Genomic DNA, 14281 nt, shown 5'->3' with positions numbered 1-14281 from the left:
TCAGGATGACTTCGACAGGGACGCAGGACCGCGTCGTGCGCGTGGCGAGCGGGCAGGGCTTCTGGGGCGACTCGCTGGACGCGCCGCGGCAGCAGGTGGAGGGCGGTCAGGTCGACTACCTGATGCTCGACTACCTGGCCGAGGTCACGATGTCGATCCTCCAGAAGCAGAAGGAGCGCGACCCGGACATGGGCTACGCGCGCGACTTCCTGGGCGCGATCGAGAGCGTGCTGCCGGCCATCGTCGAGCGCGGCGTGCGCGTGGTGGCGAACGCGGGCGGCGTGAACCCGGTGGCCTGCGCGCGCGCGGTGCTCGACGTCGCGGCAAAGCGCGGCGCGGCGGGCAGGGTGAAGGTCGGCGTCGTCACCGGCGACGACCTGCTGCCGCGCCTCGACGAGCTGCTGGCGTCGGGCCACGAGCTGCGCAACATGGACACCGGCGAGCCGCTGTCGGTCATCCGCGACCGCGTCCTCTCGGCCAACGCGTACATCGGATCGACGCCGATCGTCGAGGCGCTCGCGCGCGGCGCGAACGTCGTCGTCACCGGCCGCTCGACCGACACGGCGCTGACGATGGCGCCGCTGCGCCACGAGTTCGGATGGGGCGCGGAGGACTGGAACGCGCTCGCCGCCGGCATCATCGCGGGCCACATCCTGGAGTGCGGCGCGCAGTGCTCGGGCGGCAACTGCCTGTACGACTGGCGCAGCATCCCGGACCTCGCGAACGTCGGCTACCCGATCGCCGAGGCGCGCGCGGACGGCACGTTCGTGGTGACGAAGCATCCGGGCACCGGCGGGCGCGTGTCGTTCCATTCGGTGGCCGAGCAGCTCGTGTACGAGATGGGCGATCCGCACGCGTACATCACGCCCGACGTCGTGGCCGACTTCACGAGCATCCGGCTGGAGGAGGTCGGGCCGGACCGCGTGCGCGTGCATGGGATCACCGGCAAGCCGGCGACCGACAAGCTCAAGGTGTCGATCGCCTACCGCTTCGGGTGGAAGGCCGTGGGCACGCTCGTGTACTCGTGGCCCGACGCGATGGAGAAGGCGCAGCTGGCCGACCGCGTGCTGCGCGAGCGGCTGGATCGGCTCGGCCTGAAGTTCGACGAGGTGCTGACCGAGTTCGTGGGCGCGAGCGCGACGCACGGCCCGCTCGCGGGCGCGCCGGCCGCGGACCTCCCCGAGGTGCAGCTGCGCGTGGGCGTGCGCGGCACCGACCGCGCGAGCGTCGAGCGCTTCACGCGCGAGATCGCGCCGCTGGTGCTCAACGGCCCGCCGAGCGTGACCGGCTTCGCGGGCGGGCGCCCGAAGGTCGAGGAGATCGTCGCCTACTGGCCCGCGCTGGTGGACAAGACCGTCGTGCACACCAACGTCGAGGTGCTGTCGTGAGCTCGGACACCGTGAAGGTGCGCTTGCTGGACGTCGCGCACGCGCGCAGCGGCGACAAGGGCGACACGGCGAACGTCGGCGTCATCGCGCTGAAGCCCGAGTGGTACGCGCTGTTGGATCGATACGTCACGCGCGATCGCGTGGCGCAGCACTTCCGCGGCATGATCACCGGCGACGTCGTGCGCTTCGAGCTGCCCAACCTGCTCGCGCTCAACTTCCTCCTGCACGGCGCGCTGGGCGGCGGCGGGACGCTGTCGCTCAAGACCGATGCGCAGGGGAAGGTCTACTCGACCGCGCTGCTGCGGATGGTCCTCGACGTCCCGGCGGACGAGGCGCGGCAGCTCGGCCTCCCGGTGCACGCCGGCTGAGCGATGGACCGGCTGGCGGTCGCCAAGCTCGCGCTGGTGGTCATGGCGCTGATCTTCCTCGCCGGGTCGTTCTGGACCGGCGAGGAGTGGCCGCGGCTGACGGCGATCGGGCTGCTCGCGGTTGCGTTCGTCCTTCGCCTAGTGGGTGGGCGACGCCGGCCCCCGGAATAGCGAAAACCCGGGGGCCGCCTCACGGCATTAGGAACGGGCTGGTCGCGAGGTTGAACACGCCAGCGGGAAGGCCAGCCGGGTTGTAGTAGTTGCGTCGGTTCGCGTCGAGCATGCTCGGTGTCCACGGACGGGACCCGCTGAACATGAGGTCGCGCGCATCGTAGTCGACGTGCGCCCAGTACACGTGGTCCGGGGCCTCGCGAGAAACCGCTCCGAGCGTGTGAAGCATCTCGTGCAGCACGAGGAACTCCAGGTACCCGGCGGGCGTTGTCGGCGTCGGAGCGAACGCCGTCGTGCCGCAACCCGAGGGCACGTCCGATTTGCCGCGCAGGTAGAGAGTCGCTGTCTGGCCGGGGACCGTGGGCGGCCAGCTCGCCTCGGCGCAGTTGGTCGGGTGGCTTCCATCGAAGTAGACGACGTACCGCTTGTTCGGATCGCGGAAGCCACGCGCCGCCAGCTCTGCCGCGATGGAGTCGTGCATCGCGACGGTGAAGGCCCGAAGCTGCGCGTTGGTCCGTGCGAGCCGCGCGAACGAGACGTTCAGCCGGCCCTGGTAGGTGTCCATCCGTAGGCGTCGCCCACCCGTCTGCATCGCCAGCCAGTTCTGCATGGACGCGATGGTCGTGGCGATCGTTCCCGTCGTGTCGTACGCACGATCGACAGCGTCACTCGGCAGGACGTAGAGCACGTGGAACTGCGGGGCGGGCACGTCGTCTGGCAGGTCGACCTGGCTGCGCGCGCCGCGTGGCACCACCACGATGTCGGCGGATCCGCGCACGCCCGCCACGGCCGCGGTCACGGTGGCGCGCCCCTCGGCGACCCCTGTCACGACGCCCGTCGGCGATACGGCTGCGACGGCGGCGTTGGAGCTGCTCCAGGCGATCGCGACACCGGCCACCTCCTCGCGACGTGCGTCGAGCACCGTCGCGCGCACATGCACGGTGCTCCCGACCAGGAGTGGCGCCGTCGGTGCGCTCACCCGCACGGTGGCCGGCGGGAGCGACGACACGTCGACGGCGACGCTGGAGGAGGCGCCGTCCGCCGACGCGGAGATCATCGTGCGCCCGGGCCCGATCGCCAGCACGTCACCCGTCGCACTCACGGTCGCCACACTCTCGTCCGATGAGCGCCACACGACCGAGCGTCCCGTCAGCGGCGCGCCACGGGCGTCAAGCGGCGTCGCGATGAGCGTGATGCGTTCGCCGACCGTGAGCGCGGTGGCAGCTGTCGTGATCCGCACCGCGGCAACCGGTGCCGGTGCCACCGTGAGCGGCAGGTGGGCCGTCCGTCCTTCCACCTCCGCCGAGATCGTGGACGTGCCGGGCCTCACGCCGGCGACCACGCCATCGGCGGAGACGCGCGCGAGGGTCGTGTCGGAGCTGGTCCACATGACCGACCGATCGGTGACGCGCACGCCCCGATCGTCGAGTACGTTCGCTTGGAGGGACAGGGTCTCGCCGGCAACCACGCGGTCGACCGGGGCGACGATGGTCACCGAGGCGACAGGCGCGCGCGCGACCGTGACGTACACGGAGTCGGTCGCCCTACCGGCCGTGGCGCGCACCAGCACCGTGCCCGCCTCGACGCCACGAAGGACGCCACTCCCGTCGACGTCGGCGATCAGGGGATCGCTGCTCGTCCACGTCGGACGGGCCGCTAGCATGACGACGCCGCGCGCGTCACGGACGACGGCCACCAACGCAGTCGAGCGTCCCGCGATCGTCGCCACCGTGCGCGGCGCGATCGTCACCGAGGCCGGCGTGGGGCCCGCGTCGGGTCCGCTCGGGAGACGACCGGTCGCATCGTCGGACCCACCGCAGGCGGTCGCCAGAACGAGCGCGGTGACGATGCGTCGCGCGCGGCCGGCGTAGCGCCCGCCGGTGGTCATGGTACGCATGGAGGCACAGGCAGGTGGACGGCCGCGCGTGTTCTCGCCGAGGCCGCAGTCGTTGCCGGCAAGCTCCGCCATTCATGGGCGCGATGCAAGCCGCCGCGCGTGCTGGCGCAGATGCAACGGCCGGCACATCGGGCCCTCGCGCGACGGCGAACCTGGCATTGCCGCCGGGGTACGCGCGTGGCTGCCAAGCCGCCAGAGTAGCGCGGCAGCCGAGGTGCCGCAGGGTGCCCAAGTCGTTTATATTTCGCAGCTTATGAGCACCCGTCAGGTTCCCGAGCTCCTCGCCCCGGCCGGTACGCTGGAGGCCGTCCGCGCTGCCGTCGCGAACGGCGCCGACGCCGTGTACCTGGGCGCCTCGCGCTTCAACGCCCGCGACGAGGGCGCCCAGCTCTCGCTCGACGAGCTCGAGCAGGCGTGCGCCATCGCGCACGCGAAGGGCGCGCGCGTCTACCTGACGTTCAACGTCCTCATCAAGCCGGACGAGCTGGCCGACGCGCTGACCTACCTGGGCGAGTGCATGGACCGCGGCATCGACGCGGCCATCGTCCAGGACCTGGGGATCGTGCGCCTCATCCAGCAGGTCTACCCGACGCTGGAGATCCACGGCTCGACGCAGATGACCGTGCACGACGTCAGCGGCGCGCTCGTGATGCGCGAGCTGGGCGTCGAGCGCGTCGTGCTGGCGCGCGAGAACACGCTCGACGACGTCCGCGCGATCCGCGACGCGGTCCCGGACCTCGGCCTCGAGACGTTCGTGCACGGCGCGCTCTGCATCTCGTACTCCGGGCAGTGCTTCATGTCCGGCATGATCTCCGAGCGCTCGGCCAACCGCGGCTCGTGCGCGCAGAGCTGCCGCAAGGACTACGTCCTCACGGACGTGCTCCAGGGGCAGGAGCTCGATCGCGGCTACCTCATCTCGACCAAGGACCTCGCCGCGCACGACCACCTGCCCGCGCTGGCGGAGCTGGGCGTCGGCTGCCTCAAGATCGAGGGGCGCAAGAAGAAGCCCGAGTACGTCGCCACGGTCACGAAGGGCTACCGCGAGTGGCTCGACCAGATCGAGCGCGGGAGCTGGGCGCCGCCGACGGACGCCGAGGTGCAGCCGCTGGTGCAGATCTACAGCCGCGGGTTCACGGGCGGCATGTACGGCGGCCGGCAGGGGCGCGAGTACATCACGCGCACGCAGCCCGACAACGCCGGCGTCGAGCTGGGCGTGGTCGTCGGCCGCGAGGGCGCGGACCTGCTGATCGAGGTCCGCGAGCCGCTGGCCGTGGGCGACGGCGTCGGCTTCGAGCCGCCGGTCGGCACGCCGGGCACGAGCACCGGCTTCACCGTCACGGCGGCGCGTACGCTGGCGACGCGCGCCGGCATGACGCGTCAGGCCATCGCCGCCCGCGGTCGCGTGCCGCTGGGCTGGCGCGTGGTGCGCACGTCGCACGCGGCCCTGCTGGAGCGCGCCCGCGCGAGCTTCGCCGCGATGCCGGACGGCAGCAAGGCGCGCCGGACGCGCGTCGACGTGCGCCTGTTCGGCCACGGGGGCGGCCCGCTGAAGGCCGTCTTCCGCGCGGGCGAGGACGAGGTCACGGTGCGCAGCGACGTGCCGCTGGCGCAGGCCTCCAAGCGCGCGCTGGACGTCCCGCAGCTTCGCGAGCAGCTCGGGCGCATGGGCGGGACGCCGTTCTCGCTCGGCGCGCTCGACATCGCGGGGCTGGGCGTCGGCCTCTTCCTGCCCGTGAGCGAGCTGAATCGCCTGCGGCAGGAGGCGACCGACGAGCTGCTGCTGCGCCGCGACTGGGCGCACCAGGCCGTCGTGGCCGAGCGCGAGGAGCGCATCGCCGCGGCGATCGGGCGCGCGCGGACGGCGAGCGAGGTGCCGGCGCGCGTCGCGCCGGTCGCCGACGCGTCGGAATGGTCGGGGATCGAGCCGGCGGAGGCCGTAACCCTGAACGCGGGGGGCGTCGTTGCGGCCGAGCTTGCTGCGCCGGTCGCGCCGTTCGCGCTGCGGGCGTCGGTCTACTCGCTCGAGGACGCCCTCCTGGCAGCCGAGGGCGGCGCGACGGAGGTCGTGTTCGATCCGTTCCTGCGGCACCCCGCGCCGCCGGTCGCGCGCGTGCGCGCGGCGCAGGAGCAGCTGGCCGCGCGCGGCGTCGCGCTGCGGCTCCGCACGCCCACCATCGTGCGCCCCGAGGAGCGCCGCGCGGTCCAGAAGTGGCTCGACCTGGGCCTGCCGCTGCTGACGGGGCACACGGGGCTGATGATGGAGTTCGGCCGCGCGGGCCGCGACGTCGTCGCCGACTATGCGGTGAACTGCTTCAACCAGCACACGGCCGCGGAGCTGTTCCGCCTGGGCGCCCGCCGGCTCACCCTCTCGGTCGAGCTGACCGCCGACGAGATGGCGCAGGTGGTCGCGCCGTGGGACGGCGACGGCTTCGACGCGTTCGTCTACGGCCGCCCCGAGGGGATGACGATCGAGCACTGCGTCCTCTCCGCCGCGTTCGACCGCGAGCCGACGACGTGCCGCGACCTGTGCGTGAAGAAGCACACCAACGTGCAGCTCACCGATCCGGCCGGCTACACCTTCCCGGTCGCGACCGACTCGGCCTGCCGCAACCGGCTGCTGCACTCGCGGCCGGTCGAGGGCGCGGAGTACCTGCCGCGGCTGTGGCGCTCGGGGATCCGCGGCTTCCAGCTCGTGTTCAACGTGCCGGGCGACCCGATCCGCGAGATCGTCGGCGGCTACCGCGCGGCGCTCGACGCGCTCGCCGGCGGGCTGCGCCCCGACGTGGCCGCGGTGCGCGCCGTGGTCGGGTCCGCGTTCACGCGCGGCCACTTCGCGCGCGCCGTCTGATCCTGCCGCTCCCGCGCACCGCCGTGGTGCGTTCGAATCATCCCTGGCGCGTGGCGGTGGTCCGCCGAGCACGCGCGACGCGAGTAGCTTGACCGAATGTCGCAGCAGGTGACGACGCCGACGCTCGACGACGCCCGCGCGCTGCTGCGGGCGCGCTTCGGCTATCCGGAGTTCCGCCCCGGACAGGAGCGCGCCGTGCGCGCCGTGCTCGAGGGGCGGGACACGCTCGTCATCCTGCCCACCGGCGGCGGCAAGTCGCTCTGCTACCAGGTGCCGGCGCTGCTGCTGCCGGGCCTCACGGTCGTCGTGTCGCCGCTCATCTCGCTGATGAAGGACCAGGTCGACGCGCTCACCGCGCGCGGCCTGCCGGCGGCGTTCATCAACAGCACGCTCACGACCGCGCAGGCGCAGGAGCGCTTCACGCGCGCGGCACGCGGAGAGCTGAAGCTGCTCTACGTCGCGCCCGAGCGCTTCGACTTCGGCAACACGGCCGATCGGCTGCGCGAGATGGGCGTGGCGCTGCTGGCGGTGGACGAGGCGCACTGCATCAGCGAGTGGGGGCACGACTTCCGGCCCTCCTACCTGCGCATGCGGCGCGTGCGCGAGGCGCTCGGCGATCCGGTGACGATCGCGCTCACCGCGACGGCCACGCCCGAGGTCCGCCGCGACATCGCCGCGCAGCTCGGCCTGCACGAGCCCGAGACGGTCATCACGGGCTTCGACCGCACGAACCTGCACTACCACGTGGTGCCGGTGAAGGGCGACCGCGAGAAGGACGCGGCGCTCGCGGACGTGCTCGCGCGCAACGACGGCCAGGCGATCGTCTACGCGTCCACGCGCAAGTCGGTGGAGCGCGTGACCGAGGTGCTGACGCGCGCGAAGATCCCGACGGTGGCGTATCACGCGGGCCTCGACGACGCGCACCGCCACGAGGTGCAGGACTCGTTCATGAACGAGGACGTGCGCGCCATCGTGGCGACCAACGCGTTCGGCATGGGCATCGACAAGCCCAACGTGCGCCTCGTCGTGCACCACGCGATGCCCGGCTCGCTGGAGGCGTACTACCAGGAGGCGGGACGCGCGGGCCGCGATGGCCTGCCGTCCGAGGTCTTCCTGCTGCACTCGTTCCCCGACCGCTTCACGCACGAGTTCTTCATCAAGGGCGCGTATCCGGAGCGGCAGCTGGTCGAGCAGGTGTTCGAGCGCCTGCGCCGCGACGCCGACCGCTCGGGCCTCGTGCAGTACGGCGCCGAGGATCTCGCGGTCGCGCTGCCGGGGAAGGTGAGCGCGCGCGAGGTCGAGAGCGCGCTGCGCGTGATGTCGCAGGCGGACCTCATCCGCACCGAGTCGGAGTCGCCGTCGCGCGTGCACGTGCGCCTGCTGGCGACGCCCGACCGCATCAAGCGGGAGCTCGGCAGCGACCCGATGGCGCTCGAGCTCCTGCGCGCGCTCTGGCGCATCGCGGGCAAGCAGCTGGAGTCGGGAGCGATCGTCGACCTCGACGCGCTGCCGCCGGGCATGGGCGGCGGGCAGGGGGCGCTTCCGGTGCTCGAGGCGCTGCAGGCGCGCCAGTTCGTGGTCGTGGAGCGGGCGGGCGGCGGCACGCGCCTCACCGATCCACGGCGCGCGCTCGCCGACGCGCCCATCGACTGGAACGGGTTGGAGCGCCGGCGCCGGGCCGAGCTCTCGAAGGTCGACGCGATGCAGCGGTACGCGTACCACACGGGGTGCCGCCGGCACTTCGTGCTGCGCTACTTCGGCGATCCGGCCGCGCGCAACCAGTGCTCGGGGTGTGACAACTGCCTCGGCATCAAGCACACGGTGACGGCGCCCGCGCTGCCGACCGCGGTGCCCAAGCCGGGTGGCGGCCGCTCGCGCGCGCGCTCGGGTGGTGGCGCCAGCGCGCCCGCCCCGTCGCAGGAGATGGTGCTCGGCCCCGAGGAGGCAGCGCTCTTCGCGGCGCTGAAGGCCGTGCGCGGCGAGCTGGCGCGCGCGGAGCAGGTGCCCGCGTACGTCGTGTTCCCCGATCGCACGCTGGCGGAGCTGGCGGTGCGGCGGCCGCGCACGCTCTCCGCCATGGGCGAGGTGCGTGGCGTGGGCCCGGCGAAGCTGGAGAAGTACGGCGCCCGCTTCCTGACGGCGCTCCGCGAGGCCGAGGGCACCGAGGCGGCCTGACCGCGCGCGAACGCGCGCCGACTGGTGCGCGGTCGCCCGACCGGCGAGCTTTCGGTGCTGCCGCCCGACGGGCGGCGCGGCGCGTTCGGCGCGCCCCTCCCGGACCAGTGGACACGCCCCGCGGGCGGCGACGGCATATGGACGACTCGCAGTACTTCGACGACCAGCACCACGCCGTGCGCGAGATGGTGCGCGCGTTCGCCCAGGACGAGGTGCAGCCGGTCGCGGCGCGGCTCGACGAGGAGTCGCGCTTCCCGTGGGAGAACGTGAAGCGCATGGGGGAGCTCGGGCTCCTCGGCGTGCCGTGGCCCGAGGAGGTCGGCGGCGCGGGCCTCGACCTCACGAGCTACATCATCGCCATCTACGAGATGGCGAAGGTCGACGCGTCGCACGCGATCACGATCTCCGCGCACACGACGCTCGGCACGTCGCCGATCTTCCACTTCGGCACGGAGGCCCAGAAGGCCGCCTACCTCCCGCTCCTCGCGAGCGGCAAGGTGCTCGGCGGCTTCGGCCTGACGGAGCCCGACGCCGGCAGCGATGCGGGCGGCACGCGCACGACGGCGGTGCGGAAGAACGGCCACTACGTCCTGAACGGCGCCAAGCGCTTCATCACGCACGGCTCCGTCGGCGAGGTGTTCGTCGTCACCGCCGTCACCGATCCGTCGAAGGGGACGAAGGGGATCAGCTCCTTCATCCTCACGAAGGAGACGTGCGACGTCGCGCAGGCGCGCGCGCTCGGCGTGGGGCACGACGACTCGATCACGCCGCTCCCCGGGTTCCGCGCCGGCAAGAAGGAGGACAAGCTCGGGTGGCGCGCCTCCGACACGTCGGAGCTGATCTTCGAGGACGTCGAGGTGCCGGCCGAGAACCTCCTGGGCGAGGAGGGGCTGGGCTTCGTGAACTTCATGCGCACGCTCGACGCGGGACGCATCGGCATCGCGGCGCTCTCGCTCGGCCTGGCCGAGGGGGCGTTCGAGGCGGCGCTGAAGTACAGCACGGAGCGCAAGCAGTTCGGGCAGGCGATCGTGAACTTCCAGGGCGTCTCGTTCCCGCTCGCCGACATGGCGACCGAGATCGAGGCCGGGAAGCACCTGCTGTACGCGGCGACGAAGCTCGCGCAGGCGGGCCGCCCGTTCGGCAAGGAGGCGGCGATGGCGAAGCTGTTCTGCAGCGAGCTCTCGATGCGCGCCACGATCAAGTCGATCCAGATCCACGGCGGCTACGGCTACACGAAGGACTATCCCGTCGAGCGCATGATGCGCGACGCCAAGATCTGCGAGATCGGCGAGGGCACGAGCGAGGTCCAGCGCCTGGTGATCGCGCGGCACCTGCTGAAGGAGCTCGCGGATTGAGCAAGAAGCCCTGGTCGATCCAGCGGCTCCGGGTGCCGCTGGGCTTCGTCGTCGCCGCGCTCTACCTGTGGGGCGCGACCCGCTCGCCCTGGCTTTCGTGGCGGTCGCTCGCGCTGGGCGCGGCGGTCGCGGTGATCGGCCTCGTGATCCGCGCGTGGGCCGCGGGCCACATCGTCAAGAACGACCGCCTCGCGACGACCGGCCCGTACGCGCACACGCGCAACCCGCTCTACTTCGGCAGCTTCCTCCTCGCGGCCGGGTGCGCGCTCGCGGTGCACTGGGCGCTGCTGGTGGCGGTCGCGGTGTTCTGGCTGGCTGTCTACGCGCCGGTCATCAAGCGCGAGCGCGCGTTCGTGAGCGCGCGCTTCCCGGACGCGTACGCGGAGTGGGAGCGCCACGTGCCGTCGTTCGTGCCGCGCGTGACGCCGTGGCGGGGCGGGGGCTCCGCGGCCTCGGGCGACGCGCCGCCGTTCGACCTCAAGCTCTACCTGTTCCACCGCGAGTGGCAGGCGGCGCTGGGATTCCTGGGCGTGATGGCCTGGCTGGCCTACTGGACCTGGCGGCGGCAGACCGGGGGCTGAGGGGGCGGAGCGCGCCCGGCGCATTGCCGGGAGGGCGCGCGCGCGAGTAACGTTGGGACGTGGCGCCGTCGAACGACGCCACGCGTGCGGCGGGTCGGCGACTCCGGCCCGCCGCGCACGGCCATTGGTGCCCGCCGACGGCGGGCGCCGCCTCGTCCCGCGCCAGGCTATACGCGCGCACCCCCGCGCACCCGATCGCATGCACCCTCGTTCCACGCCGGACGTGCCCGGCCGCGCGACGCCCCTGGGGCGTGGCCGGCCTCGCGGCGCTGAAGTCCGGCCGGGCGGCGCATGGACGATCGCGCTCGGGGTGACGAGTCCTCCAGCCGGCGCTCCGCCCGTCCCGGCCCGTCCGGGCGTGCAGGCCGCCCCCACCTTCTCGCCGGGCCCCGCCCGCCGCACCGCCGGGTCGCCGGCGGCCGTCGCCGGGGCCGTCCGGAATGAAGCGCGACATTCTCATCAACGCGTCCCCGCGGGAGACCCGGGTCGCGATCCTGGAGGACGACCAGCTCGTCGAGCTGCTGGTCGATCGTCCGGACGCCCGCCGCATGGTGGGCGACGTCTACCTCGGCAAGGTCGAGGCGGTGCTGCCCGGCATCCAGGCGGCGTTCGTCAACATCGGGACGGACAAGGCGGCCTTCCTGCACGCCTCCGACCTCGTCTTCGACGAGGACGAGGACCCGGACGAGCCTGACGAGGACGACGACGAGGACGAGGCGCCCGACGCGCCCCCCAAGAAGACGGGGGGACGCCGCCGGAAGGAGGCGCCGCCGATCCAGGACGTCCTGAAGAAGGGGCAGGACCTCCTCGTCCAGGTCTCGAAGGAGCCCATCTCGACGAAGGGACCGCGCGTCACCGCGCAGGTCTCGCTCGCCGGCCGCTTCCTCGTCTACATGCCGCACGCCTCGCGCGTGGGCGTGAGCCGCAAGATCTCGGAGCGCGACCAGCGCCGGAAGCTGAAGGAGATGGCCGGCGCCGTCCTGCCGCCCGACGAGGGGGGCGTGATCGTGCGCACCGTCTCCGAGGACGCTTCGCAGGAGACGTTCGGGCGCGAGCTGTCGACGCTGATGAACAACTGGAAGCGCATCAAGCGGAAGACCCGCTTCATGCGCGCGCCGGCGCTCATCCACCAGGAGACGAGCCTCACGCGCGGCCTGGTGCGCGACCTGTTCAGCGACAAGGTCGACTCGCTGGTCGTCGACTCGAAGGCCGTCTTCCACGAGATCCAGGAGTACCTCAAGGGGATCGCGGCCGACGAGCTGGCGGAGCGGGTCAAGCTGTACGAGGAGCCGGTCCCGCTGTTCGACAAGTACGACATCGAGACCGAGATCCGCGACCTGTTCAAGCGGCGCTGCGACCTGCCATCCGGCGGCTACCTGATCATCGAGCCGACCGAGGCGCTGGTCTCGGTGGACGTGAACTCGGGCCGATTCGTCGGGAAGAAGGATCCCGAGAAGACGAGCCTCAAGACCAACGTCGAGGCGGCCCGCGAGGTCGCCCGGCAGCTGCGGCTGCGCGACGTGGGCGGGATCATCGTCTGCGACTTCATCGACATGGAGACGCAGTCGAACCGCGACCGGGTGCTGCAGGAGCTGCGGCAGGCGCTGTCGCGCGACCGGGCGCGGACCAAGGCCTACCAGGTGAGCGACCTGGGGCTGATCGAGATGACCCGCCAGCGCGTGCGACAGAGCCACCTGCAGAGCATGACGGCGCCGTGCCCGACCTGCGCCGGGACGGGCCGGATCTTCACCCCCGAGACGGTGCTGCGGCGGATGGAACGCTCGGTGAAGCGGATGGCGTCGGAGGGGAAGCGCGACCCGCTGATGGTCCGCCTGCACCCCGAGACGGCGCTCCACGTGCTGACCGAGGAGCAGGACCTGGTGCGGAAGCTCGAGAAGACGGTGGGCTTCACGCTGGAGCTGCGCGACGATCCGCTGCTGAAGCCGGACGAGTTCAAGCTGGTGGTGAAGGGCGCCGGCCGGGACGTCACGGACCAGTATGCGGTGGCCTGAGCCGTTGGGTTGACACCTAAGCCTAGGCAGGATAAGCTTCTAGGCTCTCACGTCACCGCATCAGGTTTCCTGTCATGACCTACGCTATCATCCGCACCGGCGGCAAGCAGTTCCGCGCCGAGCCGGGCAAGACGCTGCGCGTGCCTTCGCTCCTGGGCGAGGCGGGCCACGACGTCGAGTTCAACGAGGTCCTCCTCGGCTCCGACAACGGCACCGTCCGCACGGGCGTCCCCACGCTCTCCGGTGCGAAGGTCACGGCGGAGATCGTCAAGCACGGCCTCGGCGACAAGATCGTGGTCTTCAAGTTCAAGCGCCGGAAGAACTACGCCCGCAAGCAGGGCCACCGGCAGGGCTACACCGAGATCCGCATCAAGGACATCACCCTCGGCTGACGGCGAGCGATACAATGGCACATAAGAAGGGCGTCGGCTCGTCCAAGAACGGCCGCGATTCGAATCCGCAGTACCGCGGGATCAAGAAGTACGGCGGCGAGAAGGTCATCGCCGGCAACATCATCGTCCGCCAGTGCGGCACGAAGTGGCACCCCGGCAACAACGTCGGGCTGGGCCGCGACTACACGATCTACTCGCTCATCGACGGGGTCGTGAAGTTCGAGCACAAGAGCAAGACGCGTCAGAAGGTCAGCGTCTACCCGGTGCAGCAGCCGGCCGAGGTCTCGATCGACGCGCCCGCGTCGGCCTGACCCGCCCGCAGCACCCCGCTGCACCCGCGACATCGCCGAACGCCCCCGCGCCCCGCGCGGGGGCGTTCGCGTTTTCGGTCCTCCGGTTTTCCCGACTGGCACCCGCGCCGGCCGGCCGCAACCTTGCACCCCGGCAGGCCGTAGGGTCCACGACCGCTCTCCCGGAGGAGTCCGATGGCACTGTGGGACAAGGTGAAGCAGGAGCTCGACCGCGCCGGCAAGGTCGCCCAGGAGGCGATCGACGAGGGGCGCATCCGCCTCGAGCAGGTGCGCGCCCGCCAGCTCGCCGACAAGGCGGCGCAGCGCCTGGGCTACGCCTACTCGCGCGCCCGGACCGATGGCCGCCCGATCGACGACGACGCCGAGATCACCCGGCTGCACGCCACGCTGACCGAGCACGAGGCCGAGGCGACGCGCCTGGAGACCGAGCTCGACGCGATCACGCGCCGCACGCCGCGCGCGGACGACACGTCGACGGCCAGCGCCTCGACGAGCGGCACCACGTCGGCCGGCACCGCCTCCACCGATGCGCCGAGCACGACGGCCGAGGGCGCGACCGACTTCGGCGGGAACTCGGGGGCGTCGCACCGGCCGGACGGCACGGTGGACACGGGCGGCGCCGCCGCCGCCGGCGGGACGACGTCGCACGCGGGCGGAGCCGCCGACACCTTCGACGCGCCGGGCGGACGTCCGTCCGAGCGCGACGAGTGGAACCGCGAGCACCTCTGACGCGAGCCGCCACCTGAGCGCGAAGGGGGCGCGGGCCGCATGGGCCCGCGCCCC

The 14281-nt window shown here is 72.2% G+C and carries 12 protein-coding genes; 11 read left to right on the top strand and 1 reads right to left on the bottom strand.

Annotated elements, in window-relative coordinates:
* The first annotated feature begins 5 nt into the window (after window positions 1–5).
* From rosag_RS19060 to rosag_RS19050, 3 genes are read left to right on the top strand one after another with little or no spacing between them, the layout of a single operon-like run.
* Window positions 6–1388: an acyclic terpene utilization AtuA family protein gene (locus rosag_RS19060; protein WP_284351761.1), complete on the top strand. Its 1383-nt coding sequence runs from the start codon at window positions 6–8 to the stop codon at window positions 1386–1388.
* An 11-nt stretch (window positions 1389–1399) separates the two neighbouring features.
* On the top strand, window positions 1400–1756 hold the full coding sequence (locus tag rosag_RS19055; RefSeq protein WP_345784864.1) for an AtuA-related protein: 357 nt from the start codon (window positions 1400–1402) through the stop codon (window positions 1754–1756).
* 3 nt (window positions 1757–1759) lie between these two features.
* Window positions 1760–1927 (top strand): hypothetical protein, encoded by a 168-nt coding sequence (locus tag rosag_RS19050; protein WP_284351759.1) that lies wholly within the window; start codon window positions 1760–1762, stop codon window positions 1925–1927.
* A 19-nt stretch (window positions 1928–1946) separates the two neighbouring features.
* Here rosag_RS19050 and rosag_RS19045 read toward each other — a convergent pair whose 3' ends face one another.
* Window positions 1947–3896 carry an Ig-like domain-containing protein gene (locus tag rosag_RS19045; RefSeq protein ID WP_284351758.1) on the bottom strand — a complete coding sequence of 650 codons (1950 nt, stop codon included), beginning with the start codon at window positions 3894–3896 and terminating at the stop codon, window positions 1947–1949.
* 181 nt (window positions 3897–4077) lie between these two features.
* On the opposite strand from rosag_RS19045, the gene rosag_RS19040 reads away from it, so the two are divergent.
* The 8 genes from rosag_RS19040 to rosag_RS19005 all read left to right on the top strand — a co-directional run bounded on the left by rosag_RS19040 (window position 4078) and on the right by rosag_RS19005 (window position 14227).
* Window positions 4078–6672: a U32 family peptidase gene (locus tag rosag_RS19040; protein WP_284351757.1), complete on the top strand. Its 2595-nt coding sequence runs from the start codon at window positions 4078–4080 to the stop codon at window positions 6670–6672.
* 96 nt (window positions 6673–6768) lie between these two features.
* Window positions 6769–8847 (top strand): RecQ family ATP-dependent DNA helicase, encoded by a 2079-nt coding sequence (locus rosag_RS19035; RefSeq protein WP_284351756.1) that lies wholly within the window; start codon window positions 6769–6771, stop codon window positions 8845–8847.
* 137 nt (window positions 8848–8984) lie between these two features.
* Window positions 8985–10202, top strand: coding sequence for an acyl-CoA dehydrogenase (locus tag rosag_RS19030; RefSeq protein WP_284351755.1), 1218 nt, complete (start codon window positions 8985–8987; stop codon window positions 10200–10202).
* A complete protein-coding gene (locus rosag_RS19025) occupies window positions 10199–10783 on the top strand; it encodes a methyltransferase family protein (protein WP_284351754.1) in 585 nt (194 codons plus the stop codon). Before rosag_RS19030 ends, rosag_RS19025 begins: the two co-directional genes overlap by 4 nt.
* Before the next feature lie 440 nt (window positions 10784–11223).
* Complete coding sequence (locus rosag_RS19020; protein WP_284351753.1) at window positions 11224–12795, top strand: Rne/Rng family ribonuclease; 1572 nt, start codon at window positions 11224–11226, stop codon at window positions 12793–12795.
* A 74-nt stretch (window positions 12796–12869) separates the two neighbouring features.
* Window positions 12870–13187 (top strand): 50S ribosomal protein L21, encoded by a 318-nt coding sequence (rplU, locus tag rosag_RS19015; protein ID WP_284351752.1) that lies wholly within the window; start codon window positions 12870–12872, stop codon window positions 13185–13187.
* A 14-nt stretch (window positions 13188–13201) separates the two neighbouring features.
* Window positions 13202–13498, top strand: coding sequence for a 50S ribosomal protein L27 (gene rpmA, locus rosag_RS19010; RefSeq protein WP_284351751.1), 297 nt, complete (start codon window positions 13202–13204; stop codon window positions 13496–13498).
* 174 nt (window positions 13499–13672) lie between these two features.
* A complete protein-coding gene (locus rosag_RS19005; protein ID WP_284351750.1) occupies window positions 13673–14227 on the top strand; it encodes a hypothetical protein in 555 nt (184 codons plus the stop codon).
* The last annotated feature ends 54 nt before the right edge of the window (window positions 14228–14281 follow it).

The sequence above is a fragment of the Roseisolibacter agri genome (assembly GCF_030159095.1).
Classification (GTDB): domain Bacteria; phylum Gemmatimonadota; class Gemmatimonadetes; order Gemmatimonadales; family Gemmatimonadaceae; genus Roseisolibacter; species Roseisolibacter agri.
This window is presented reverse-complemented; position numbering and strand designations above follow the sequence as displayed.

What these genes read in the sequence shown, in the direction of transcription:
- rplU (WP_284351752.1), top strand. Translation starts at nt 12,870, where the DNA reads ATGACCTACGCTATCATCCGCACCGGCGGCAAGCAGTTCCGCGCCGAG.
- rosag_RS19040 (WP_284351757.1), top strand. Translation starts at nt 4,078, where the DNA reads ATGAGCACCCGTCAGGTTCCCGAGCTCCTCGCCCCGGCCGGTACGCTG.
- rosag_RS19050 (WP_284351759.1), top strand. Translation starts at nt 1,760, where the DNA reads ATGGACCGGCTGGCGGTCGCCAAGCTCGCGCTGGTGGTCATGGCGCTG.
- rosag_RS19060 (WP_284351761.1), top strand. Translation starts at nt 6, where the DNA reads ATGACTTCGACAGGGACGCAGGACCGCGTCGTGCGCGTGGCGAGCGGG.
- rosag_RS19005 (WP_284351750.1), top strand. Translation starts at nt 13,673, where the DNA reads ATGGCACTGTGGGACAAGGTGAAGCAGGAGCTCGACCGCGCCGGCAAG.
- rosag_RS19030 (WP_284351755.1), top strand. Translation starts at nt 8,985, where the DNA reads ATGGACGACTCGCAGTACTTCGACGACCAGCACCACGCCGTGCGCGAG.
- rpmA (WP_284351751.1), top strand. Translation starts at nt 13,202, where the DNA reads ATGGCACATAAGAAGGGCGTCGGCTCGTCCAAGAACGGCCGCGATTCG.
- rosag_RS19035 (WP_284351756.1), top strand. Translation starts at nt 6,769, where the DNA reads ATGTCGCAGCAGGTGACGACGCCGACGCTCGACGACGCCCGCGCGCTG.
- rosag_RS19020 (WP_284351753.1), top strand. Translation starts at nt 11,224, where the DNA reads ATGAAGCGCGACATTCTCATCAACGCGTCCCCGCGGGAGACCCGGGTC.
- rosag_RS19045 (WP_284351758.1), bottom strand. Translation starts at nt 3,896, where the DNA reads ATGGCGGAGCTTGCCGGCAACGACTGCGGCCTCGGCGAGAACACGCGC.